The sequence below is a fragment of the Myroides phaeus genome (assembly GCF_900099675.1).
Lineage (GTDB): Bacteria > Bacteroidota > Bacteroidia > Flavobacteriales > Flavobacteriaceae > Flavobacterium > Flavobacterium phaeum.
Genome location: NZ_FNDQ01000016.1, coordinates 1 through 26040, shown reverse-complemented (window position 1 = coordinate 26040; position 26040 = coordinate 1). Strand labels below are relative to the sequence as shown.

Sequence of the window (26040 nt, the reverse complement as noted above, 5' to 3'; positions counted from 1 at the left end):
GTAAGATAGTACACAACCTATCACAAATATTCTAAGACATGATTAATAAAAACTTCAATACACAAGCGGTTACACAACATATTGTTACTTGGTTAAAACAATACGCTGAGAATGCAAGAGTACAAGGTTATGTAATTGGGATCTCAGGAGGCATTGACTCTGCTGTTACCTCAACCTTATGTGCGATGACGGGACTACCTCTTCTTTGTGTAGAGATGCCTATTCATCAAGACCCTACACAGGTTAGTAGAGCAAAAGAGCACATCGCTTTTTTACAACAAAACTTTCCTAATGTTCAAGCTACAGAAGCTGACTTAACTTCATCATTCGAAACATTTAAAAATGCTGTACCTTCTTCTGACAACGAAGTCCTTTTAAATCTTACGCTTGCTAATACAAGAGCGAGGTTGAGAATGACTACGCTTTATTACTATGCTGGATTACACAGAAGCTTAGTTGCAGGAACAGGAAATAAAGTAGAAGACTTTGGTGTTGGTTTCTTTACAAAATATGGTGATGGTGGTGTAGATGTTAGTCCAATTGCCGACTTAATGAAATCTGAAGTTAGAGCTATTGGTGAGTTCTTAAAAGTTCCGAGTAGCATTATAATCGCTAAACCAACAGATGGTTTATTTGGTGATGAACGTTCTGATGAGGATCAATTAGGTGCTAATTATGACGAATTAGAAGTAGCAATGCTTGCTTATGAAAGAGGTGCAAAAGTAGAGGACTTTACAGGTAGAGAAAAAGAAGTTTTCGAAATATACAGCCGATTAAATCGAATCAATCAACACAAAATACAGCCTATTCCAGTTTGTATAATACCGCAAGAATTAAAATAACAATCGCTATTCTATACTTTTTGTCAGTTATTGGCTAAAAATATTACATTTGACAAAAAATAAGGGAATGAAAAAAATTATTTTATTATTTATAGCTATCTTGTCTTTCTCTGCTTGTTCTACAACAGATGATTATGGATGCTATGAAGGATATGTCAATACTTATGATCTTAGGCCTTCTGCTAATATTGATCCAAGAGATTTAATCGTTCGCGGACTTAAAGTAAATGAATACACGGTTATTAGGTCTCAAAGAGAATTTAGAGATAGAGTTAAAGATGCGCGTTATTTCGAAAATCAAATAGACTTTTCTCGCTATGATTTAATCATAGGGCAGGTTTATATTAAAAACAGAAATGTAAAAATTGAAACCATCCTAACGCAATTTTGCAATTATTCTAATCAAGTTTTATTAGAAGTTAAACTTTACAATAACCGTCAAAGATATGAGGACTTTATAACGTACAATGCTATTGTACCAAAGTTAAGAACAGATGATGTAATCGTTGATACAATCATATACGAATAAAAACAAGAAAGCCACTTTAGAGTCTAAAGTGGCTTTCTTGTTTAATTATCTATTGTTTTAAAACGAGACGTTACTTGTCCTAATCGCTTTGAAAACATATTTATCAGACTTGTATAATCCATAATGATTGACAATAGTTCCAACGAACGCTTCTCTTCTGCATCTTTCAATTTCGCTTTATACTTATCTATCATTGTATTAACTAAATACATTCGAAGTGTCAATATTGTTTCTGTAACGTACTGAGAAATACCTTGTGATTTTTGTTTCACAATAATATTCTGTGACTCCCACTTGTGTAATGAATTCTTTTCATCCTCCATAATGATACTGGTTACTTCATTTGAAAACTGTGGATCTAACCTTTTTAAATAGTTTTCTAAACTCCACTCATTATGGTTGTAATAATCCATAATATCACTGTAAATAGCTTTAAATAACGGATTAGCTAATTGCACCTCATCTTCTTGTAAACTCAAGAAAATGCGCTCATACACCTTTTGCTCTACTTTATTCTCTACTTCAATTACTTCGTTATCTTCATTTGCATCCAGAAGTAACTCAATAAAAACTTCGCGTTCATTACCGTATAAAAGCAATATCTCTATTATCTTTCGCTCTAAATTATATTGAGGATCTATCTGTTCTTTATCTTGTGGAGTTGAATGAACTACTTCGAGTTTTTTCTTCTCTTCAATGAACTTTTTATTAGCATCTGCTAATTCTTTTCGCCCGATTTGTGCTAAAGAATTAAACAATACTTCCTCTGAAATATCCATTATACGCGCACATTCTTGCACGTAAATCTCTTTCTGAATTTGGTCTGGTATTTTAGAAATACTCACAACCATATCCCTAATTAGATCAGCTTTTTTGATAGGATCATTCTTTGCTTCATCCATCAACAAACTTGCTTTGAAACGGATAAAGTCTTTCGCATTTCCTTCAAAATACGCCTCTAATTGTTCTTGTGTATGTTTTCTTGCAAAACTATCTGGGTCTTCTCCTTCTGGCAACGAACAAACACGAACATTCATTCCTGCTTCTAAAATCAGATCTACTCCTCTCAACGAAGCACGTACTCCTGCAGCATCACCATCAAACAACATCGTAATGTTTTTTGTCAAACGGCTTACTAAGCGAATCTGATCGGGTGTTAAGGCAGTACCCGAAGACGCAACCACGTTTTTAATCCCTGCTTGATGCATCTGGATAACGTCTGTATACCCCTCAACTAAGTAGCAATTATCTTTCTTTGCTATTTCTTGTTTTGCGTGGTAGATACCATACAACACTTTACTTTTGTGGTAAATATCACTCTCTGGGGAGTTCAGATATTTAGCAGCCTTTTTATCATTAGTCAAAATACGTCCACCAAATCCTAAAACACGACCAGACATACTTTGAATAGGGAACATCACACGTCCTTTAAAGCGGTCAAACTTCTTGTCTTCTTTAACAATCGTTAGTCCTGTCTTTTCAAGGTACTCCAATGAATATCCTTTTTGTATCGCATCATCAGTAAATGCAGTCCATTTATCAGGAGAATATCCTAACCCAAAGTCTTTAATAGTCTCTGGTGTAAACCCACGTTCTTTAAAATAAGACATCCCGATTGCCTTTCCTTCTTCCGTTTCATACATTGTATCGTGAAAGTATTTTTTGGCATACTCAGACACCACAAACATACTTTCCTTTTCATTCATATGCTCCTTCTCCTCATCTGTCTGTTGCGTCTCTTCAATCTCGATACCGTACTTTTTGGCTAAGTAGCGAATTGCCTCAGGATAAGAGAAATGCTCGTGTTCCATTAAGAAACTAATCACATTCCCTCCTTTTCCAGAACTAAAGTCTTTCCATATCTGCTTAACTGGAGATACCATAAACGACGGAGTCTTCTCGTTCACAAAAGGGCTTAGACCTTTGAAATTACTACCCGATTTTTTCAGGTTTACGTAATCTCCGATCACCTCTTCTACACGAGCTGCGTCAAAAACGGCATCAATAGTACTTTTAGAAATCATTTCACTTTAATTTTGAATAGACAAAGATAAAAAAAGAAGTTGCTTAAACCATTTTAGTCTAAGCAACTCCCGTGTATATATAGCAAAGTAGATTACTACTTTTTTCTTTCAATAACGTAATTAACCATAGTGGTTAACGCTTCTTTATAAGGAGAATCAGGAAAATCATTTAAAATAGCTAATGCCTCAAGTTGGTATTCAACCATCTTTTTTGTAGCATACTCCAATCCTCCCTTTTCTTTCACATAAGCAATCACTTCCTTCACGCGACGCTTATCCTCATTATAGTTCTTCACCGAGTTAATCAACCATTTTCGGTTCTTCGGCTCAGACACATTTAATGCATATATCAACGGAAGAGTCATCTTTTGCTCCTTAATATCAATTCCAGTTGGCTTACCAATCGGCCCATCAGAATAATCAAACAAGTCGTCTTTAATCTGAAACGCCATACCTATCAACTCACCAAACTTACGCATACGCTCAATAAGTTCAGCATTCTCTGGTTGAACAGCTGCCGCACCAAGAGAACAACACGCAGCAATTAATGTAGCTGTTTTTTGACGAATAATCTCGTAATAAACATCTTCAGTAATATCAAGTCGTCTTGCCTTTTCAATTTGTAATAACTCCCCTTCGCTCATTTCACGTACAGCCACAGAAATAATGCGTAATAAGTCAAAATCACCATTATCTATTGACAATAATAATCCTTTTGACAAAAGGTAATCACCTACTAAAACGGCAATTTTGTTTTTCCACAAAGCACTAAGAGAGAAGAACCCTCTTCGCTTATTACTATCATCCACAACGTCGTCGTGTACAAGAGTAGCTGTGTGGATAAGTTCAATAACAGAAGCCCCGCGATAAGCGCGTTCATTAACTTGTCCTTCTCCTGTCATTTTAGCCACTAAGAAAACAAACATTGGACGCATTTGTTTCCCCTTTCTATTTACAATGTAGTAAGTAATTCTATTCAGCAAGGCTACTTTTGTAGCCATTGAATTGCGGAACTTCTTTTCAAAGAGGTCCATCTCCTGCTGTATGGGCTGTTTTATTTGCTGTACTATATTCATTGTAACCAAAAATACGACTTTTTTATATCTATAGCTCCTTTCCTGTTAAGAGATTTCACAATCCTAAACAACTAAAAAACAAGCATTTCTAACAAATCTTAAAATCGATTGAAAAAAAGCGTCATTAAACCAATAATCAACATTACTTCTGTTAAAAGTAATTACGACTTATTAGCTAATTGTCCACAAGCAGCATCAATATCTTTTCCTCTACTTCTTCTTACAACTACAGTAATATCATTTGCCTCTAATGCTTTGATATAATTCAGCGTTGCTTGTTCATCTGCTTGTTGAAACTCCCCATCATCTATTGGATTATACTCAATCAAGTTTACTTTACAAGGAACGTATTTACAGAACTTAACTAAAGCATCAATAGACTTTTTATCGTCATTAATTCCCTTCCAAATCACATACTCAAAAGTAACCTTACTCTTCGTTTTAGAATACCAGTATTGCAATGAATCGCGCAAATCAGTTAAAGGAAAGCTTTTTGAGAAAGGCATAATACGGTTACGAATCTCCTCAATAGCTGAGTGTAAAGAAACCGCCAGTTTAAACTTAACGCCATCATCTGCTAATTTCGTAATCATCTTTGGAATACCAGAAGTTGATACAGTAATACGTTTAGGCGACATACCTAAGCCCTCTTCAGAAGTAATCTTATCAATAGCTTTTTGTACATTATTGTAGTTCATCAATGGCTCACCCATTCCCATAAATACAATATTTGACAATGGAATATTGCGATGTTCACGACTCTGACGATCAATCGTCAATACTTGGTCATAAATCTCATCTGGATTCAAGTTACGCATACGTTTTAAACGCGCAGTAGCACAAAATTCACAATCTAAACTACATCCTACTTGAGACGAAACACAAGCAGTAGTTCTTGTAGCAGTTGGAATTAAAACAGATTCAACTACAAGGCCATCGTGAAGTTTCACAGCATTTTTAATAGTTCCATCTGAACTACATTGCATATTATCCACCTTTACGTGGTTAATCACAAAATTATCCATCAACATTTCACGTGTAGTCTTAGATAAGTTACTCATATCTTCAAAAGTATGCGCTCCTTTATTCCACAACCACTCGTAAACTTGGTTCCCTCTAAATGCCTTATCACCTTGAGCTACAAAAAAGTCTCTCAATTCTTCTTTCGATAAGCTTCTAATATCTTTTTTATCCGTTTGCATGCTGCAAAGTTAATTTATTTCTGATTAATTCTAAATAATTTAATACAGCTGTATGCTATTAAAACTGATAAAATGATTAACTATTACCAAACCCTTTATTGACATTTAATGCTATGACTCAACCACATTTCACAGTCAAAAAAACTATTGAGTACTTAGTAAACTAAATAAAGGATGCCTTATAAAAACAAAAAGCATCCTTTATCAATTATAAAACTAACTAACCAATTTCATAAATCATTATTATATTTTTAAATTTACTTCCATTCAAAATTACAAAACATCACTATTTAGAATGAGTAAAAATTATATTTAACATTTTGACCTCAAAATCTGCAAGAAAATTTTATTTATAAAAACGATTATCCCTATTTTATATTGATTTAACAAACTATAAAACAACCAATTAAAGAATATTTTTTTTAAATTGAACAAGAAATACACCTATACACTTGAATTCACAGAACATAAAAAAAGGCTGTCTAAAAAGACAGCCTCTTTTAAATCTCAAATATAAATCAAAACTATGTAAACTTATTTTCTTGTAAACGCATACAGAAAGTATGCCTTCTGTTTTAATTGGTAACCTTATCCTTATTCCTACAACCTTTATTCACTTCTTTAGGACATATTAAAATTACGAAATAATAAAAAAAAAGCACTCGTATTTGCTAATATTAACACCAGTTTTATAATAATATTATTATTTCAAAATCAAGTATTTACTTACACTATAAACAACTATTAGATTTAGAATATTCCCCACTAAAATTATCCCACAAAAAAAGAGCTAACCATAATAGTTAGCTCTTTTGCTTATTGAATCGTTAGTTTATTCTTATAAGTTTTGGAAGAAGTCATTTCCTTTGTCATCAGTGATGATGAACGCAGGGAAATCTTTCACTTTAATCTTACGTACAGCTTCCATTCCTAATTCTGGGAAGTCAACCACCTCAACGCTTAAGATATTCTCTTTTGCAAGTATAGCAGCTGGTCCACCAACAGAACCTAAATAGAAACCACCGTGTTTTTTACAAGCATCAGTAACAGCTTGAGAACGGTTACCTTTAGCAAGCATAATCATACTACCACCTACAGCTTGGAAAGCATCAACGTATGGGTCCATACGTCCAGCAGTTGTCGGTCCAAAACTTCCTGAAGGCATTCCTTCTGGAGTTTTTGCAGGTCCAGCATAATACACTGGGTGATTTTTAAAGTACTCAGGCATTTCTTGCCCATTGTCTAACATTTCTTGGATTTTTGCGTGAGCGATGTCGCGTGCTACAATCACAGTTCCATTTAACATTACACGAGTTTTAATTGGATGTTTTGTCAATTCAGCCAATTGTTCTTTCATTGGTTTATCAAGGTCAATTACTACCGGCTCTTCTAAATGAGGAGCTGTCGCAGGTAATAATCTTGCTGGGTTAGTTTCTAATTGCTCAACGAATAATCCTTCAGCAGTAATTTTCGCTTTGATATTTCTATCAGCAGAACAAGAAACACCTAATCCAACAGGACAAGAAGCAGCGTGACGAGGTAAACGGATTACACGTACATCGTGAGTAAAATATTTACCACCAAACTGCGCTCCAATATGAGACTCTTGACAGATAAGTTGTAGTTTTTTCTCCCACTCTAAATCACGGAAAGCTTGACCTCCCATATTACCAGAAGTAGGTAAATTGTCATAGTACCCTGCAGATGCTTTTTTCACAGCAGCTAAGTTAGCCTCAGCTGACGTACCACCAATCACTAAAGCTAAGTGATAAGGAGGACAAGCAGCAGTACCTAAGTCCATAATTTTTTCTTTGATAAACTCAGTTAAGTTTTTATCATTTAATAAAGACTTAGTTTTTTGGTACAAGAACGTTTTGTTAGCAGAACCTCCACCTTTTGCTAAGAATAAGAATTCATACTTATTCCCTTGTGTCGCATAAATATCAATTTGTGCAGGTAAATTTGAACCAGAGTTTTTCTCTTCAAACATACTAATCGGAACAATTTGAGAATATCTCAAGTTTTTCTTTTGGTAAGTTTCAAAGATCCCTTTTGATAAACTCTCGGCATCATTAGAACCTGTATATACATTTTCACCTTTTTTAGCTACTACAATTGCAGTACCTGTATCTTGACAAGAAGGCAATTGCCCGTCAATAGCAACAGCTGCATTTTGCAATAAGTTATAAGCCACAAAACGATCGTTATCTGTCGCTTCCGGATCATCTAAAATAGCTCTTAACTTTTCAAGGTGAGCTGTTCTCAACATAAAAGAAACGTCAGTCATTGCCGTTTCTGCTAATAATTCAATCCCCTTAGGATCAACTACTAAAATTTCACGATCTCCTAATTTCTCTACTTTTACATACTCAGAAGATATCTTTTTGTACTGTGTATCATCCTTTAGGATTGGATACGGTTCTTGATATATGAAGTCCATTGAATTGTTAGTTTAATTTAACTTAGTAAAGTTACTAAATATACCCCTCAAACATCCTTAGAACAAGTCTAAATAACCAGCATTTACAAGGGTTTAACAACATTTTGAATTCATCTAAATAATTCATTTGTAAAAGCAGTAAAAAGGTTATTACAACTTTTAAAGCGAACCTCAACACTCTATACATCAAATCTTCTATCTTTCTAATTTTAATAGAATAAAACACTGTATTTCATACAATTAATTAAATTATTCTATTCACATTTCTTCTATAAAAACTTATTAATCACGAAAAAAACACTTTTCTTATTAGTAAGCAAACAACGATCAATCTACTCATTACCAGAATTAAAGGCCTTTTCTTTTCAAAGAAGATCAATACCTCTCAAAAAACACAAAAAAAATCCTGAAGCATTACACCTCAGGATTTCTAACTATAAATGAGAACGTTTTACAGTTCAACTAAATACTTTTCATATAAGCAACTAATGATTCCAACTCAACATCAGTCATCTTTTTAGTTATTGTGAAATTTGCTTGCATCACAGCGAATTGAGAAGGCTCTACAATTGGTTCCTCATTACCTTTCAAAAACGAAACAAGATCAGCATTGTGCTTTTCATATACCTCAACAATTTCTTTAATACTTGGTCCAATCACTTTTTTATCGGCCATATGACACGAAAAACAAGTTCCCTTTCCTTCAAATAACTTTTTACCCAAAGCTATTTTCTCTGCATCAGACATCTCTGTCGCTCCACCTCTTTCTGATTCATAAACAGGTTCTGGTGCTTTCTTTTCTTCTTTATTACCACAAGCAAGCATACTCATAGCGGCAAAAACCACTAAAGCAGATTTTATAAATGTTGTCATACACTTTATTTATTTGTTGTTCTTACAAAACTACAAAATCAGTACCAAAATATAGATTTGAAAAACATTCTATTTATTTAGATAAAATGACGAAACAAACGCCTTGTCTCTACTTGCTGTAATACACAAATTATACTAAAAATAAAGTATAATTAAGCACATCTTAAAGTGCTTCCTTGTATAGTGTATGTATACTGTATGTATAGTCAATGTATACTTCTTATGTAAAACTGTACATTGAATATACATACAGTTAAGAATGAATATACAAACAGACAGTATAAAACTCATATAATTTTGTTTTAAAACCACCTTATCATCGAAAATAAGTTTTAAAAATACTGGTTGTAGTTAAAAATAAAAATGTTTATCCTACTATCTATTCCAATTAAGCACCTCCCATTTATAACAAAAAAAGGCCACAAAAAAAGGGTGTCGCAGTAGGACACCCTTCTCATTATAACAATTGAAAAATTATTTATTCAATAAAATTGCCGCTTCTTTAGCAAAGTATGTTGAGATAATACTTGCCCCAGCACGTTTAATACAAGTTAATTGCTCCATCATAATTTGATCGTGGTCTAACCATCCTCTTTCTGATGCAGCCTTAACCATTGCATATTCACCAGAAACTTGGTAAACTGAAATTGGCACATTCACAGCATTTTTAACCTCACGTACGATGTCTAAATAAGCCATCCCTGGTTTTACCATTAAAATATCTGCTCCTTCTTCCACATCATACAACGCTTCTTTTACTGCCTCAATTCTATTTGCATAGTCCATTTGATACGTTTTCTTATCTTTTGGAATCTCCATATTATCAACAGGTGCACTATCCAAAGCATCGCGGAAAGGTCCGTAAAAAGCAGACGCATATTTTGCAGAATAGCTCATAATTCCCACGTTTGTAAATCCGCTTTGATCTAACGCTTGTCTCATACGCAAAATACGACCATCCATCATATCACTTGGTGCTACGAAATCTGCTCCTGCTTCAGCGTGAGAAACACTCATTTTCATCAATGCATCTACTGTTGGGTCATTGACAACTACTCCGTTTTCAATAATACCATCGTGCCCATAAATTGAATATGGATCTAATGCCACGTCAGGCATAACAATCATCTCTGGACAAGCGTCTTTAATTGCCTTAATAGCCGTTTGCATTAATCCGTTTGGATTCCACGCTTCTGTTCCTGCATTGTCTTTTAAATGCTCACTTACTTTTACGTAAATGTTTACAGCGCGAATACCCAATGCATAAAGTTCTTTTACCTCTTTAACCGTTAAGTCAACAGAGCGTCTGAACATTCCTGGCATTGACGGAATAGCTTCTTGTACATTTGTTCCTTCTGCGATAAACATTGGAAACATAAAATCTTGTGGAGTCACAATAGTTTCTCTTACTAAACTACGAATAGACTCATTTGTTCTTAATCTTCTACCTCTTTGTAATGGAAACATAATCTTTATATTTTGATTAATGTCGATAGTTTACAGTTAACGGTTGACTGTTTACAGTATTGAAACCGCAAACCACTAACTGGAAACTACGATGTGTTTTTAATATTGTTTATAGTTAACAGAAAACTAAATTGCCCATTCTCTTGGATTACCAAGTATCTCTAATAGTCGTGCCTCCTCACTTCCCTCTTCAGGGTGATGATCGTACACCCACTGCACGTGTGGAGGTAAACTCATTAAAATAGACTCTATACGACCGTTCGTTTTCAGTCCAAATAAAGTTCCTTTATCGTGTACTAAATTAAACTCAACATAACGACCTCTTCTAATCTCCTGCCAATTTCTTTGTTCATCAGTATACGGCAAATCTTTGCGTTTTTCAACAATTGGCACATAAGCCTCTAAGAAGCTATTCCCTACCTCCGTAACAAAATCGTACCATTGTTGTGAAGTCATTTCCGTTGTTTCTTCTAAACGGTCAAAAAACAATCCCCCAACACCTCTTGCTTCATTGCGGTGTGCATTCCAAAAGTACTCATCACATTGTTTTTTATACTGAGGATAAAACGCTTCATTGTGTTTATCACAAGCCGTTTTACACACAGAATGAAAATGAATCGCATCCTCATCAAATAAGTAATAAGGCGTAAGATCTTGTCCTCCTCCAAACCAAGAACGTACCACATTTCCTTGTTTATCGTACATTTCAAAATAACGCCAATTAGCGTGAACAGTTGGCACCATTGGACTTGTAGGATGAATAACTAAACTCAATCCACAAGCGAAGAAATCAACATCTCCTACATTAAAATACTTTTGCATTGAAACAGGTAAAACGCCGTGAACAGCAGAGATGTTTACTCCCCCTTTTTCAAATACATTCCCGTTTTCAATGACACGCGTTCTTCCACCTCCCCCTTCAGGGCGAGTCCACAAATCTTCTTGAAACTTAGCTTTTCCATCAACATCCTCTAACCCTTTTGTAATTTGGTCTTGTAGTTGTTGTATATACTGATAAAATTTTTCTTTCATACTACCTATTCTTTCCGAAGGCTTTTTACTACAAAAAAGAACTTATGAACACTATTGTTTATAAGTTTACCCTCACTATTTCTTGTTAGCTATTAAAATTATATCACAACAGATATAGTACGCCATAGCCATAACAATCACCTTGTTTTATAATTGACTAATCTTGCTCATTATATCAAATGAAAACATTTTGCTTTCATCCTGAATATATTGATAGACAGCCTTTGCTTTTGGCTTTAAAGCAACCTCTTTTTTAGCCCATTGAACTAAAATATCTGCAAATTGCTCCATTTTATCCCAAGCAAAATTAAGTCGATGGAGATGTTGTGCTAATTCCTTATCTGTCATTGTCAACATATGTTCATAACTCAACCCTACTTTTTTCAACTCCTCATCTAAGTCTTCCATAACTTTTTTGTCATCAGGTACAAAACCAATAGACGACAATTTCATAACGATAGACTCAATACGTCTATCTTCTTCACTTTTTATTCCTTTATTTAGCATAAACGATATGGTATAAAAAGACAGAAAAGTTTACAATTAACTCGTAAACCTTTCTGTTTATATTTATTATTTCTGTTCGTATTCTTTCACAGCTTCGATAAAAGCTTTTGCGTGGTCAACAGGGATATGAGGTAAGATACCGTGTCCTAAATTCACGATATATTTATCTTTTCCGAATGCATCAATCATTTCGTGTACCATCTTTTTGATAGTAGGAATTGGCGACATTAAGCGGCTTGGGTCAAAGTTTCCTTGTAAAGTAATATCTCCACCTGTAAACAAACGAGCATTTTGTGGGCTACAAGTCCAATCAACTCCTAATGCAGATGCTTTAGATTTTGCCATTTCAGGAAGCGCAAACCAACATCCTTTACCAAAAACGATAACAGGAGTAATCTCTGATAACGCCTCTACAATTTGATTAATGTATCTCCAAGAGAATTCTTGATAGTCAACCGGAGATAACATTCCACCCCAAGAGTCAAAAATCTGAACAGCATTAACCCCTGCTTTTACTTTTTCTTTTAAGTATAAAATAGTAGTATCAGTAATTTTTTGTAACAATGTATGTGCTGCAACAGGATCAGAAAAACAGAATCCTTTTGCTAAATCAAAGCTCTTAGAACCTTTTCCTTCTACTGCATAACAAAAGATAGTCCAAGGAGAACCAGCAAATCCAATCAATGGCACCTCATCATTCAACATTTCCTTTGTAACTTTAATAGCATCCATTACATATCCTAATGTCTCTTCAATATTAGGAACAATCACTTGCTCAACATCTTTTGCAGAACGAATAGGGTTAGGCACCCAAGGTCCAACACCTGGTTTCATTTCTACATCAATATTCATCGCCTGTGGTACTACTAAAATATCTGAGAATAAAATTGCAGCATCTGGTTTTACAATACGAATTGGTTGCACTGTAATTTCAGCCGCGATCTCAGGCATTCTACAACGTGTAAAAAAATCATATTTATCTCGTAAGGCACGAAACTCTGGTAAATATCTACCTGCTTGGCGCATCATCCACACAGGTGGTCTTTCTACTGTTTCTCCTTTTAAGGCTCTTAAGAATAAATCATTTTTAATCATTTCCTATAGATTTTAATACGTCAATTTTTAGCTGACTTTATTGATAATATTTGACACAAGCTTGTAATGTTGATTCAACTGTTGGTTGTTCTGCCAATACAATATTTTGTGTTACTTCTTTTAATGCTTCTGCTGTTGTATCTCCAATACAAAAACACACCTCATCGGTAATTGTATTTAACTGGAGGTAACTCTGAATTGCCGATGGGCTGTAAAAACACAGTCCATCAACCTTATCAGATATTTTATGGGGACTCAATACTGTTTGATAAACCTTAAACTCGTTAAAGTGAATATTATTCGCTCGAAATGCATCTGGTAAAACATCTCTTCGCATACTTCCACTAAAGAAAGTGATCGTATATTGTTTAAAGTCCTTTATTAAAATAGGAGCTAAATCTTTTGCATAATGTGCCCAAGCTTTTACTTTCCACCCGTTTTGTTCTAATAATTCTTTGGTCTTAATCCCTACACATAGTGTCGGTTTTGATTGCAACACTGCCAACTCATCAATTTGCAAAACACTGCGAACAGCATTTTGACTGGTAAACAACAAATATTCGTTCACCTTTGTTAAATCAAAGGGTATTGCCTCTGTTGTTATAAAGTCGGCTTGTAAAAGTGTACAAGCAGCATCGTTCCACCCTTGTAAATCTTTTGATTTTACTTTACGTGTAGATAAAATTGTAGGAATTACAGACATATTATTTTTTTAATTGCTCGCGCAACTTCTCCATTAACATACTTCCACCGTTTTCAAGAATTTCTTTAGCTGCAAAAAAACCAAGCTTTTTCCATTCTTCAATTGGGGCAACTTTATTAACTTCAAACTTTTCTTTTCCATCTAAAGAGAACAACACCCCTTTAAAGTTGATTGTATCATCGTGGTCATTATAAGTAGCTAATGCACCAATTGGAGCAGTACACCCACCTTCTAACGTGCGTAAAAACTGACGTTCGATATGTGTAGCCATTTCCGTTTCATAGTTGTTTAACATAGAAACTGCATCCATTGCAAAACTATCGTCACTGTTTACAACAACAACCATTGCGCCTTGTGCTGGAGCTGGAATCATCCAATCTAAGTTGATATAATTTTTAGGTTTCTTTTTAATACGATCTAATCCCGCTGAAGCGAAGATTGCTCCATTCCAATCGTTGTCTTCTAATTTTTGCATACGCGTATTTACATTCCCACGTAAATCAACTATCGTATGTTTTGGAAAACGGTTAAGCCATTGTGCTTTTCTTCTTAAACTACCTGTTGCAACAACCGCCTCTTTATCTGGATTAAGAAAATCAACATCACCTTTATGTAACAAGATATCCACAGAATTAGCACGTTTTAAAACAGCCCCTTGCACAATACCTTCTGGTAGCATAGTAGGCACATCTTTCATCGAATGCACTGCAATATCGACTTCTTTGTTTATCATAGCTACATCAAGGGTTTTTGTAAAAATACCCGTGATACCCATTTCATATAGGGGTTTATCTAATACTAAATCACCCGTAGACTTAACAGGTACTAATTGAGTTTGATAACCTAACTTCTTAAGTTCGCTCTCAACTTTTTTTGCTTGCCATAAAGCCAGTTCACTATCACGTGTACCGATTTTGATAACTCTATTCATTATGATTGGATTCTAATTGGAAAACTTTTTCTATCCACTCTATACTTTGGTCAACCACTGTTTCTTCGTGACGAAGGTGGTTAGCAAAGTGAGTCGTTATTTTTTGAATAATGCGCATACTGATAATTTCAGCTTGCTCACTGTCGAAATTATCAATTTTCTTCCTTTGATAATCTAACTCACCATCTTTTATTTCCTCTAATTTAGATTTCAAGGCGTGAATGGTAGGGGCGAATTTGCGCATTTTAGTCCAAGCGATAAACTCCTTCATAATCTCTTCAATAATCTCTTCTGCTTGGGGAATAAATTCTTTTCTTCTCTCAATTGTTTTATCTGTCATTTGAGATAAATAATCAAGATGTATTAACTCTACATTATCCAGGGTTCTCACATCCTCAGAAACATTCATCGGAATAGATAAATCTAAAATAACAAGAGGTTTATTTAAGCTTAATAACGCTTTATCAACAGTTGGCTTCTGTGCCCCTGTAGCCACAATCAACACATCTGCTTTGCGAATTTCAGATTGTAAATCAGCATAATCTTTTACAATTAAGTTAAACTTACCAGCAACCTCTAAAGCTCTTTCTTTTGTACGATTAATTAAAGTAATATGATCGTTCTTTGTGTGTTTTACAAGATTTTCACACGTATTGCGTCCTATTTTACCCGTTCCAAACAACAAGATATTCTTGTTCGATATGTTTTCAACGTGGTCCATGATATACTGTACAGAAGCAAAAGACACAGAAGTAGCACCAGAGCTCAACTCAGTCTCATTCTTAATGCGTTTACTTGCTTGAATTACAGCGTTAACTAAACGTTCGAAGTAGTTTGTAGTTAACCCTTTTTCTTTCGATAAATAGAAGGCATTCTTAATTTGACTGATAATTTCAAAGTCCCCTAAAATCTGACTATCTAACCCTGTACCCACTCTGAACAAATGCTCAATAGCCTCACGTGTTTTATACACATAAGCAACATTGCGGAAATCATCCACAGTACCATTACTATTATCACAAAGTAATTTAATCAGTTCAAAAGGGTGTTGTGCAAAGCCAAATATCTCAGTTCTATTACAGGTAGAAATCACAATTAAACTTCCGATTCCTTCATTCTTGGCTTGATTCAATAGATTCTCTTTGGCTTCATCACTTAGACTAAACTTTCCACGCATTTCGGCATCTGCTTTCTTATAACTTAAACCGACTGCATAAAAAGTAGCGGATTTAGCCTTATCTATTTTGTCCATACTATATCGTTATTTCAAAAAAGTAAACAAATTTAGGATTAATGAATCGACAAAAGTAACGCTGGAGGGACTATTTATATCGCTAAGAGAAATATCAAAAAAAAAGAATCATATTCCGTTATAATACAGTACATTTGCAGGGATAGCAAGGGCTCCAATAAAGCTTAATTAGAGTCTTTCTAAATAAAAAGTATAACAATAAGTTTTTTCTATTAACCATAAAATATCGCTATGAGTCCAACTGAAGAAATTATTATAGACGAACATTTTTCAATATTGCGTTTTGAAAACACCACCCAACAATCTATTCGCTTTGAAAGAGAAATGGGCACAGATGTTATCCAATTCTACTTTGGTTTAAAGGGAAATGGCAAGTTTATATTTAACCAAGGAGCTTATGCACTGGCTCTTAATGAAGATAAATCTCTTATTCTTTATAATCCACAAAAGAAATTACCAGTTCATCTTGAAATAGCTCCAAACACTTGGATTATTAGTGTATTGATCTCGATTAAAAAATTCCACTCTCTTTTCTCAACAGAAGCAGAGTTTATAGGCTTTTTGACTCCAGAAAATCAAGATAAGAAGTATTATGGAGAAGAAGACATCACCCCTTCAATGGCGATTGTTTTGAACCAATTGTTCAACTTCTATATGAATCCTTCAATCAAAAAACTTTACTACACAGGAAAAACATATGAGTTATTAAGCTTGCTTTTTAACCAAAATGAAGACCAAAACTTAGAAAACTGTCCTTTCTTATCTGACGAAGATGACGTTGTGAAAATCAAAAAAGCAAAGGATATTATAATAAGTAAAATGGCAGAACCACCAACATTGCAAGAATTAGCAGATATGGTGGGAATTAATATTAAAAAATTAAAATTAGGCTTTAAACAAATTTACGGAGACTCAGTATTTAGTTTCTTATTTGATTATAAAATGGAATATGCCAGAAAATTATTAGACAATGGCTCTTATAATGTAAATGAAGTAGGATTAAAAATTGGCTATAGTTCAGCAAGTCATTTTATTGCTGCTTTTAAAAAGAAGTTTGGCACTACTCCAAAAAAATACTTAATGTCTCTAAACTCAAACAATTAAACAATGCAAGGTATATTATTAGTAAACTTAGGGTCGCCAAAAACGCCCACTGCAAAAGATGTTAAACCATATTTAGGAGAATTCTTAATGGATGAAAGGGTAATTGATATGCCGTACATCCTAAGAGCTCTTTTAGTTAAAGGTATCATTTTAAACACAAGACCTAAAAAATCAGCAGAAGCTTATAAAAAAATCTGGTGGCCAGAAGGCTCTCCATTAATTGTTATTTCACAACGTCAACACAAAAAAGTGCAACAAAAAGTTGATATTCCAGTTGAATTAGCTATGCGCTATGGCGAACCATCAATCAAGACTGGATTAGCCGCTTTACACGCTAAAGGTGTTGATGATGTATTAATGATTCCATTGTACCCACAATTTGCAATGGCGACTACGGAAACAATTGATGTTTTAGCAGAAGAAGTTAGACAAAAACACTTCCCTGCAATGAAAGTAACAAGCTTCCCTGCTTTTTACAACAAAAAAGAATATGTAGATGCTTTAGCACATTCTATTCAATCACATTTAGAAGGATACGACTATGATCACATTGTTTTTTCATACCACGGCGTACCAGAAAGACATATTAGAAAATCAGACGTTACGAAAGGACATTGTAAAATAGATGGTTCTTGTTGCGTCACAGCATCAAAAGCGCACGACTTTTGCTATAGACATCAATGTTTAGAAACAACACGTCAAGTAGTTGAAAAATTAAACATTCCGACAGACAAATACACAAACTCATTTCAATCGCGCTTAGGAGCAGACAAATGGTTACAACCACCTACAGATGCAACTGTAAACGGATTAGCAGAAAAGGGGATTAAGAAATTAGCTGTTGTAACACCAGCCTTTGTAGCAGACTGTTTAGAAACTTTAGAAGAGATCGGAATGGAAGCACACGAAGAGTTTATCAAACACGGAGGAGAAGAGTTTAGAACAATTCCTTGTTTAAATGAAGACGAGATGTGGATTGACGCATTAGTTACGTGGATTAAAGAATGGCAAAATAAATAATCATGTTATATTTTTACCTCAAAGCCCTACACATCATTTTCATTGTATGTTGGTTTGCAGGACTATTTTATATCGTACGCTTATTTGTTTATTATGCTGAAACAGCAGATAAAACAGAAATAGAACAAAAAATTCTTAGAGATCAGTACACCATAATGACCAATAGGCTTTGGAACATTATTACGTGGCCTGCTGCGGTGTTAGCTACTGCCTTTGGAGTTGGAATGTTTATTTACAATCCTGCTTTATTACAAATGCCATGGATGCACATCAAACTATTATTTGTAGTTTTATTAATCGCTTATCATTTGCAATGCCACAAATATGTACAACAAATAAATAAGAGAACCTTGACAAAAACATCTTCTTATTTTAGATTGTGGAATGAAGGAGCAACTCTTATTTTATTTTCTGTTGTATTTTTAGTAATTTTAAAGAGTACTTTTAATTGGATCTTTGGCGTTGTAGGATTAGTTGGCCTTTCAGTTTTATTAATGATTGGCATTAAATTTTATAAACGCGTGAGAGAACGCAACAACAAATAATGAAAGATGAATTTATATTAAAGAATTTCTCGTTGAGAAACAGAATATTCTTTTCATTAATTTTCCTAAGTATAATATCTTCTGTTTTGATATCAGCAGTATCTGTTTATCAATTCAGAGAAGAAGCACGTACTTATCATCAGTATAGATTGGAAAGAAAGGAAAGCTCCGTTAATGAGAATATAAATTACATCCTTACAACAACCACATATCCTCTAAACACAGAGAATATTCCTCTTATCTTTAGAGATAAGATCCACGAATTAGCAGCAATTCACAATACAGAAATTAATATACACGACTTAACGGGTAACCTCTTGATTTCATCAAGAGGTACTTTTTCTGTTGATAGTATTCCCAAAAATATATCTCCTTTAATCTTAAAGACTATACAATCGGCACCAAACAAACGATTTGTCGATATTCAAACGATTGACAACAATAGAATTCGCATTGCCTATAGTTTTCTAAAAGACCTAAAATTTAAGCCTTTGGGAATTATCAAAATTCCTTATGAAGAGAAGACAGAATTTTACGAAAATGAGATTAAAAACTTCATGATTAAATTCGGACAAGTATATATAATTATGCTAATTATGTCCATAGCTATTTCTTACTTCCTTTCCAACTACATTACACAAAGCTTAAAAAACATTAGTGTAAAGATCACCAGCACTAAACTTGGACAGAAAAATGAAAAGATTGAAATGTCTTCTACCAGTAAGGAGATTTCAACACTTATTCACGCTTATAATGAGATGGTTGAAAAATTAGACGAATCATATCTAAAACTCGCTCAAAACGAACGAGAACAAGCATGGAGAGAAATGGCAAAGCAAGTTGCCCACGAGATTAAAAACCCATTAACACCAATGAGGTTAACGGTACAAAGTTTTGAAAGACGTTTCAATCCAGAAGATCCTAATGTAAAAGAAAAACTAAACGACTTCTGTCAAGTTTTAATTCAGCAAATAGACACAATGACCTCTGTGGCTACAGCATTCTCAAGTTTTGCTTCTATGCCAGCGCAACAAAATGAAACAATCGATGTTGTAAAAGCCGTGCAACTTTCATTAGACATCTTTAATGAAAGCTTCATTCATTTTGAAAGCACTGATAAAGAGATCATTTCCAAAATAGACAGAACACAACTAATTAGAATTATTACTAACTTAGTCAAAAATGCAATACAAGCTATTCCTGATGACAACGAAAATCCTCAGGTAAATGTTAGTATCTCAAGAACAAATGAGAACGTAATTATCCAAGTTTCAGATAATGGAACAGGGATAACAATTGAAGATAAGACTAAAATATTTGAACCTAAGTTTACTACAAAATCAAGTGGTATGGGACTTGGGTTAGGTATTATTAAAAACATTATCACCAATTACAACGGTACTATTATGTTTGAAAGTGAACTAAATGTAGGAACTACATTCATTGTAACATTACCAATAACTAAAACTTAAAAATATATATTATGGATTTTGAAAATATTCTAATCGAGAAAGAAGGTAATTTAGCCATAGTGACGATTAATCGTCCAACAAAACTAAATGCTCTAAACAAGCCTACAATTGAAGAATTAAACCAGGCTTTAAAACAACTTGAAAAAGATAAAGATACAAGAGTTATCATCTTGACTGGAAGTGGAGAAAAAGCCTTTGTAGCCGGAGCAGATATCAAAGAGTTTTCAAACTTTGGACAAAGTGCAGGTTCTCAATTAGCATCTAAAGGACAAGAGCTTTTATTTGATTATATTCAAAATTTAGGTAAACCTGTAATTTCTGCAATTAATGGATTTGCATTAGGAGGAGGATTAGAGTTAGCAATGGCTTCTCATTTTAGAGTTGCTTCAAAAAATGCTAAAATGGGATTACCTGAGGTAACATTAGGCCTTATTCCAGGCTACGGAGGAACACAACGTTTACCACAATTAGTAGGAAAAGGACGTGCAATGGAAATGATTATGACTGCCCAAATGATTGATGCAGAAACAGCATTAAATTACGGCTTAGTTAACCACGTTGTAGAACAAGACGAACTTTTAGACTTTACAAAAAAGATAGCGTCTAAAATAGCTTTAAATTCAGCAACTGCAATTGCCAAAGCAATCAAATCAATCAATGCAAACTTCAAAGAGAATGTAAATGGTTACCACGAGGAAATCAAAAACTTTGGAGAGTGTTTCGAAACAGAAGATTTTAAAGAAGGAACAACAGCTTTCTTAGAAAAAAGAAAAGCAAACTTCACAGGACATAATTAATTATAAAAGAGGTCAGATAAATATCTGACCTCTTTTATTTGTTCACTACTCCTTATATGACCTTGAGCAATAAAAAAAGCCTCTTGATTTCTCAAGAGGCTTTCGTTGGCCTACTAGGACTCGAACCTAGAACGACTGAACCAAAATCAGCTGTGTTACCATTACACCATAGGCCAGTACCAATCATTTCAAAAGCGTTATTACTTCTTCAATGCGAGGGCAAAATTAGCACATTTTTCTATTCTTGCAAATATTATTTAAACTTTTTGTTGTTATCCTCCTCAGTAAAACCGTAACCTATTCATTCTCAACAATACGATAAGAAAACTTTAACAATTAATTTCAAAGCATAAAAAAAGCCTCTTGATTTCTCAAGAGGCTTTCGTTGGCCTACTAGGACTCGAACCTAGAACGACTGAACCAAAATCAGCTGTGTTACCATTACACCATAGGCCAATACCAATCATTTCAAAAGCATTATTACTTCTTCAATTCGGATGCAAAAGTAGCACAATTTTTATATTCTCCAAACTTTTCAGTTAAAAAAAATTAATTTTTTCTTATTCCTTTAAGCAACTCAAAAAAAATCTTTTCTTTGTAAGTACAAACTATAAATATATCAAGTAATTACAAATATGCTGACATTCAATTACAAGAAGTGGAATATTATAGGCGGTTGGCTATGCTTTTTAATAGCATTAATCACCTACACTTTGACAGTAGAACCTACTGTGAGCTTCTGGGATCCAGGAGAATATATAGCAACTTCTGCCAAGCTACAGGTAGGACACCCTCCTGGAGCACCTTTCTACCAAATGTTAGGAGCGTTCTTTTCAATGTTCGCAACTTCTCCTGACAAAGTTGCCTTAATGGTCAATATGGTAGCTGTACTCTCAAGTGCATTTACAATTCTTTTTATGTATTGGTCAATTTCCAATATTCTAAAAAAAATAGTTTCTTCTCAGGCCGAGTGGACAAATATGAATGCAATTGTAGTATTAGGAAGTGCTGCTATTGGTTCGTTAGCATTTACTTTTAGTGATAGTTTCTGGTTTAGTGCTGTAGAAGCTGAAGTGTATGCTTCTGCTATGTTCTTAATATCACTTCTACTCTATCTGGGATTAAGATGGTATGACGATTTAGATCAACCTAAAGGAAATAAATGGCTATTGCTAATTTCATTAGTAATCGGATGTTCGTTTGGTGTACACTTAATGGCATTACTTACAGTACCTTCAATTGCTTTACTTTACTTTTTTAAGAAGTATCAAAAAATTACAATTCAGAACTTTATCATAGGAAACATTGCGGCTGTTGGGGTTTTATTCTTCTTATTTGCCTTCTTATTTCCTAAGCTTTTAGCTTTCTTTGGAAAGACAGAAATCTTTATGGTTAATAGTATTGGTCTGCCATTTAACAGTGGAACAATCTTCGCTTTCCTTGCTATTGTAGCTTTCTTTGTGATTGGTTTAAAATACACAGAGAAGAAAAATAAAGTAACAGCCAACACAATAATCCTTTCTCTATTATTTATCTGTATTGGACTTACAAGTTGGATTATGTTGCCTATTCGTGCGAATGCAAATGTTGTAATCAACGAGAATACACCTTCTGATGCTGCCGAATTATTAGCTTATTACCAACGTGAACAGTATGGTGACGAGAGTATATTTTATGATTCTTACTTCACTAAAAAGTATGTTGGCTTAGACAAAAACACCCCTTGGAAAGACGATAAACCGAACTATGAACGTGATTACAAAACAGGTAAGTACGTTATCGTGAACGAATGGAAAAACGCTGGCCAAAACTTCGACGAAACACACAAAGGGTTCTTCCCAAGAATGTGGAGTACAGATAGAAGTCACCGTATCAATTATATGCGTTATTCAAAACCATTGAATTTCTATCCAAGCCCTAAATATGATGATCCTCAATTAAACGCACTTGTTAAAGGTGTAAAAGAAGGATTGGCTACAGGAGAAATTGGCATTGAAGGATTAGACCAATTCTTAGACCAATATGGACAATATTTAGAGATTGAAGTACCTTCATTTTCAGATAATATGGTGTATATGGTTGACTACCAATTTGGTTATATGTTCTGGAGATATCTAATGTGGAACTTTGTAGGACGCCAAGACGACATTCAAGGTCAAGGTGATTTACAACACGGAAACTGGTTAAGTGGGATTACATTTTTAGATGAAATACGCTTAGGTTCTCAAAGTAACCTACCTACGGATGTATTAGAAAACAAAGGAAGAAACACTTATTTCTTCTTACCTTTTATCTTAGGGTTAATAGGATTTATCTACAACTTTAGAAAAGACCCTAAAATGTTTTGGGTACTTTTAGTATTGTTTTTATTCACAAGTATCGCCTTAAAAATGTTCTTAAATGAAAGACCTTTTGAACCTCGTGAACGTGATTATGCAGTAGTTCCTGCATTCTATGTATTTGCAATTTGGTTAGGCTTTGGAGTATTTGCTATCTATGATGGTCTAAGAAAATACGTTAGTCCAAAAATTGCTGGTCCAGCTATTTTAGCGGCATCTTTATTAGCAGCGCCTGTTTTAATGGCACAGCAAAACTGGGATGACCACGACCGTTCTGACCGTTATACTGCTTTAGCCAATGCAAGAGCATACTTAGACTCGTGTGATCCGAATGCTATTTTATTTACGATTGGTGATAATGACACCTTCCCTCTTTGGTATTTACAAGATGTAGAAGGATACCGTACGGACGTGCGTGTGGTTTGTACAAGTTTATTACCGTTAGACTGGTATATCGATCAAATGAAGGCAAAAGCATACGAATCAGAACCACTGCCTATTTCTTTTACACATGATCAATATGTTGGTAACAAGCGTGAAGCAATATTAATCAACCAGACAATCGATCAAAGAGTTGATGTAAAATCATTCTTAAACTTTATTCGCTCAGACGACAAAAGAACTAAGATGACTACAGAAGCTGGGACAACGTTATATTTAGCACCTACAAACAAAATATCTATTCCTGTTGACAGTGCGAGTATTGCTAAAAACAATATTGTATCACCTCATTTAAGAGACTCTATCTTACCACAATTAGATATTGACATCACAGACCAAGCGATTTATAAACACCGCTTAATTATGTTGGATATTGTAGCTAATAACAACTGGGAAAGACCTATTTACTTCTCTGGAGGTAGCTGGAATGACGATGATTTTATTTGGATGAAGGATTACTTACAGCTAAATGGATTAGTTTACAAATTAGTTCCTATCAAAACAACAGCAGAAAATAATCACCCATTAGATAGAGGTTCTATCGATGCAGATAGAATGTATAATACTGTAAAAAATTGGTATTGGGGTAATATGGGTAGCGACAAAATCTACCACGACCCACAGACAAGACGTAATGCTGTAAGTTACAGAATAAACCTTGCTCGATTAATGGAGAAATTAATTGAAGAAAATAAAAAAGATAAAGCAAAAGAAATCATTGATATAGCAATGACTAATATGCCTATCAAATACTACGGTTTGTATGAATTAGTTCATCCATTTGTAGAAGGATATTACAACGTTGGAGAAAAAGAAAAAGCTCGCCAACTTGCTACTGAATTAGTTCAAAAAAGCAAAGAGTCTTTAGATTACTACAAAACGTTGAAATTAGAAGACATCGAATACTATGGTAATGAAATTGTAACAGACATTGAAGTTTGGCGTCAATTACTTCAAATAGTTAAAGAGTACGATGCAAGTAATTATGCTACTTTAAAAGAAGAGTTTAATACTTATAATAGTAATTTCAAAAGGTTTAGAAGACCTAACTTATAATAGAAAAAGGCGATAGAAAAAAATCTATCGCCTTTTCTTTTTACCTTTGCCATTCAAAACAAGAAGAAATACAATGATCGAAAATAAAAACCAGTCTAAAACAGATTTAGGAAACTTAGGAGAGTTTGGCTTAATCGAGCAATTAACTCAAAACTTTACAATCGAGCAACCTACTACTAATAAAGGAATTGGAGATGACGGAGCAGTACTTGACTTTGCAGGTGACAAAGTTGTTGTTTCTACCGATTTATTAGTTGAAGGTGTACATTTCGACCTTTCTTATTCTCCTTTAAAACACTTAGGATACAAAGCAGTTGTTGTCAACATTTCTGACATCTGTGCTATGAACGCTATTCCTACACAAATCACAGTATCTATTGCTGTGTCTAATCGCTTCCCTTTAGAGGCATTAGAAGAGCTTTATGAAGGAATCAATTTAGCTTGTAAATACTATAAAGTAGACTTAATAGGAGGAGATACTACCTCATCTCAAAAAGGACTTATCATTAGCGTTACTGCTATTGGTAAAGCAAAAGAAGATGAACTAATTTATAGAGATGGAGCTCAAGATAACGACTTACTTGTTGTAACAGGAGATATTGGAGCAGCATATATGGGGCTACAAGTACTTGAAAGAGAAAAACAAGTATTTTTAGTAAACCCGAATAGCCAACCAGACTTAGCTATTTATGACTATATTATTGAAAGACAATTAAAGCCAGAAGCACGTACAGATATAAAACAGTTATTAGCAGATTTAGGGGTTAAACCAACTTCTATGATTGATATCTCTGATGGTTTGTCATCAGAAGTAATGCACTTGTGTAAACACTCTAAAGTAGGTTGTAATATTTATGAAGATAAATTACCTCTTGACCCACAGTTTATCAATACGTGTGAGGAGTTCAATATTGATGCAACAACAATGGCAATCAACGGAGGTGAAGATTATGAACTACTATTCACTATGAAAATGGAAGACTACGACAAGATTAAAGGAAATCCAAATCTAACTGTAGTAGGACATATGACAGAAGAAAAAGAAGGTGTTCATCTAATTACAAGAGCAAATACTAAAATTCCATTAAAAGCTCAAGGATGGAATGCTTTAAAGAACGAAGAAGAATAAAACACATTTTTTTGTAATAAAATAGCACGAAAAGCCTTTTCAAAATTGAAAAGGCTTTTTTTATACCTATGTCCCGTCCTAAAATAGGTTTACACAAAATAGACTTATTTATGAAAGAGACAGAAAACACAAGGGAAAAGCGTAGTCAACGAGATTATACTTTA

21 protein-coding genes and 2 tRNA genes are annotated in these 26040 nt (G+C 34.2%); 9 read left to right on the top strand and 14 right to left on the bottom strand.

Features of this window, described 5'->3' with window-relative positions; translation table 11 throughout:
• Positions 1-38 precede the first annotated feature (38 nt).
• The gene (nadE, locus tag BLT46_RS09115) at positions 39-842 is read left to right on the top strand and encodes an NAD(+) synthase (protein ID WP_090409469.1); all 804 of its coding nucleotides are present in this window, start codon (positions 39-41) and stop codon (positions 840-842) included.
• Between the two features lie 67 nt (positions 843-909).
• Entirely contained in the window at positions 910-1371 is a 462-nt protein-coding gene (locus tag BLT46_RS09110) for a hypothetical protein (RefSeq protein ID WP_143021885.1), read from the top strand.
• 41 nt (positions 1372-1412) lie between these two features.
• On the opposite strand, the gene dnaG is transcribed toward BLT46_RS09110, so the two are convergent.
• The 12 genes from dnaG to hemA all read right to left on the bottom strand — a co-directional run bounded on the left by dnaG (position 1413) and on the right by hemA (position 15973).
• Positions 1413-3395: a DNA primase gene (gene dnaG / locus BLT46_RS09105; RefSeq protein ID WP_090409465.1), complete on the bottom strand. Its 1983-nt coding sequence runs from the start codon at positions 3393-3395 to the stop codon at positions 1413-1415.
• A 95-nt stretch (positions 3396-3490) separates the two neighbouring features.
• Positions 3491-4471 (bottom strand): polyprenyl synthetase family protein, encoded by a 981-nt coding sequence (locus BLT46_RS09100; protein WP_090409463.1) that lies wholly within the window; start codon positions 4469-4471, stop codon positions 3491-3493.
• Between the two features lie 161 nt (positions 4472-4632).
• Positions 4633-5673: a dual-specificity RNA methyltransferase RlmN gene (gene rlmN, locus BLT46_RS09095; RefSeq protein WP_090409461.1), complete on the bottom strand. Its 1041-nt coding sequence runs from the start codon at positions 5671-5673 to the stop codon at positions 4633-4635.
• 838 nt (positions 5674-6511) lie between these two features.
• Entirely contained in the window at positions 6512-8113 is a 1602-nt protein-coding gene (locus BLT46_RS09090; RefSeq protein ID WP_090409459.1) for a fumarate hydratase, read from the bottom strand.
• 462 nt (positions 8114-8575) lie between these two features.
• Positions 8576-8986 carry a c-type cytochrome gene (locus BLT46_RS09085; RefSeq protein WP_090409457.1) on the bottom strand — a complete coding sequence of 137 codons (411 nt, stop codon included), beginning with the start codon at positions 8984-8986 and terminating at the stop codon, positions 8576-8578.
• Between the two features lie 474 nt (positions 8987-9460).
• Positions 9461-10453 (bottom strand): porphobilinogen synthase, encoded by a 993-nt coding sequence (gene hemB / locus BLT46_RS09080; protein ID WP_090409455.1) that lies wholly within the window; start codon positions 10451-10453, stop codon positions 9461-9463.
• Between the two features lie 126 nt (positions 10454-10579).
• Complete coding sequence (hemF, locus tag BLT46_RS09075) at positions 10580-11485, bottom strand: oxygen-dependent coproporphyrinogen oxidase (RefSeq protein ID WP_090409453.1); 906 nt, start codon at positions 11483-11485, stop codon at positions 10580-10582.
• A 147-nt stretch (positions 11486-11632) separates the two neighbouring features.
• A complete protein-coding gene (locus tag BLT46_RS09070; protein ID WP_090409451.1) occupies positions 11633-11992 on the bottom strand; it encodes a hypothetical protein in 360 nt (119 codons plus the stop codon).
• 66 nt (positions 11993-12058) lie between these two features.
• Positions 12059-13087, bottom strand: a complete 1029-nt coding sequence (hemE, locus tag BLT46_RS09065) for a uroporphyrinogen decarboxylase (protein ID WP_090409448.1) — start codon at positions 13085-13087, stop codon at positions 12059-12061.
• A gap of 37 nt (positions 13088-13124) precedes the next feature.
• Positions 13125-13790 (bottom strand): uroporphyrinogen-III synthase, encoded by a 666-nt coding sequence (locus BLT46_RS09060; protein WP_090409446.1) that lies wholly within the window; start codon positions 13788-13790, stop codon positions 13125-13127.
• A 1-nt stretch (position 13791) separates the two neighbouring features.
• Complete coding sequence (gene hemC / locus BLT46_RS09055; protein WP_090409444.1) at positions 13792-14721, bottom strand: hydroxymethylbilane synthase; 930 nt, start codon at positions 14719-14721, stop codon at positions 13792-13794.
• A complete protein-coding gene (hemA, locus tag BLT46_RS09050; RefSeq protein WP_090409443.1) occupies positions 14714-15973 on the bottom strand; it encodes a glutamyl-tRNA reductase in 1260 nt (419 codons plus the stop codon). Before hemA ends, hemC begins: the two co-directional genes overlap by 8 nt.
• Before the next feature lie 231 nt (positions 15974-16204).
• Between hemA and BLT46_RS09045 the strand changes: the two genes are divergently transcribed.
• The 5 genes from BLT46_RS09045 to BLT46_RS09025 are packed head-to-tail and all read left to right on the top strand — an operon-like array spanning position 16205 to position 20911.
• Positions 16205-17077 carry a helix-turn-helix transcriptional regulator gene (locus tag BLT46_RS09045; RefSeq protein WP_090409441.1) on the top strand — a complete coding sequence of 291 codons (873 nt, stop codon included), beginning with the start codon at positions 16205-16207 and terminating at the stop codon, positions 17075-17077.
• A 3-nt stretch (positions 17078-17080) separates the two neighbouring features.
• Positions 17081-18097 carry a ferrochelatase gene (gene hemH, locus BLT46_RS09040; RefSeq protein WP_090409439.1) on the top strand — a complete coding sequence of 339 codons (1017 nt, stop codon included), beginning with the start codon at positions 17081-17083 and terminating at the stop codon, positions 18095-18097.
• A gap of 2 nt (positions 18098-18099) precedes the next feature.
• On the top strand, positions 18100-18642 hold the full coding sequence (locus tag BLT46_RS09035; RefSeq protein ID WP_090409437.1) for a CopD family protein: 543 nt from the start codon (positions 18100-18102) through the stop codon (positions 18640-18642).
• Positions 18642-20114, top strand: a complete 1473-nt coding sequence (locus BLT46_RS09030) for a sensor histidine kinase (protein WP_090409435.1) — start codon at positions 18642-18644, stop codon at positions 20112-20114. Before BLT46_RS09035 ends, BLT46_RS09030 begins: the two co-directional genes overlap by 1 nt.
• Positions 20115-20125: 11 nt before the next feature.
• Complete coding sequence (locus BLT46_RS09025; protein ID WP_090409433.1) at positions 20126-20911, top strand: enoyl-CoA hydratase/isomerase family protein; 786 nt, start codon at positions 20126-20128, stop codon at positions 20909-20911.
• 105 nt (positions 20912-21016) lie between these two features.
• Here the strand turns inward: BLT46_RS09025 and BLT46_RS09020 are convergent.
• Both BLT46_RS09020 and BLT46_RS09015 read right to left on the bottom strand, forming a co-directional pair.
• Positions 21017-21087: transfer RNA gene (locus BLT46_RS09020), tRNA-Gln, on the bottom strand.
• Between the two features lie 209 nt (positions 21088-21296).
• A tRNA-Gln gene (locus BLT46_RS09015) sits at positions 21297-21367 on the bottom strand.
• 179 nt (positions 21368-21546) lie between these two features.
• Here BLT46_RS09015 and BLT46_RS09010 point away from each other — a divergent pair.
• Together BLT46_RS09010 and thiL are read left to right on the top strand one after the other, a co-directional pair.
• Entirely contained in the window at positions 21547-24747 is a 3201-nt protein-coding gene (locus tag BLT46_RS09010) for a glycosyltransferase family 117 protein (RefSeq protein ID WP_090409427.1), read from the top strand.
• Positions 24748-24820: 73 nt separating this feature from the next.
• Positions 24821-25876: a thiamine-phosphate kinase gene (gene thiL, locus BLT46_RS09005; RefSeq protein ID WP_090409424.1), complete on the top strand. Its 1056-nt coding sequence runs from the start codon at positions 24821-24823 to the stop codon at positions 25874-25876.
• The last annotated feature ends 164 nt before the right edge of the window (positions 25877-26040 follow it).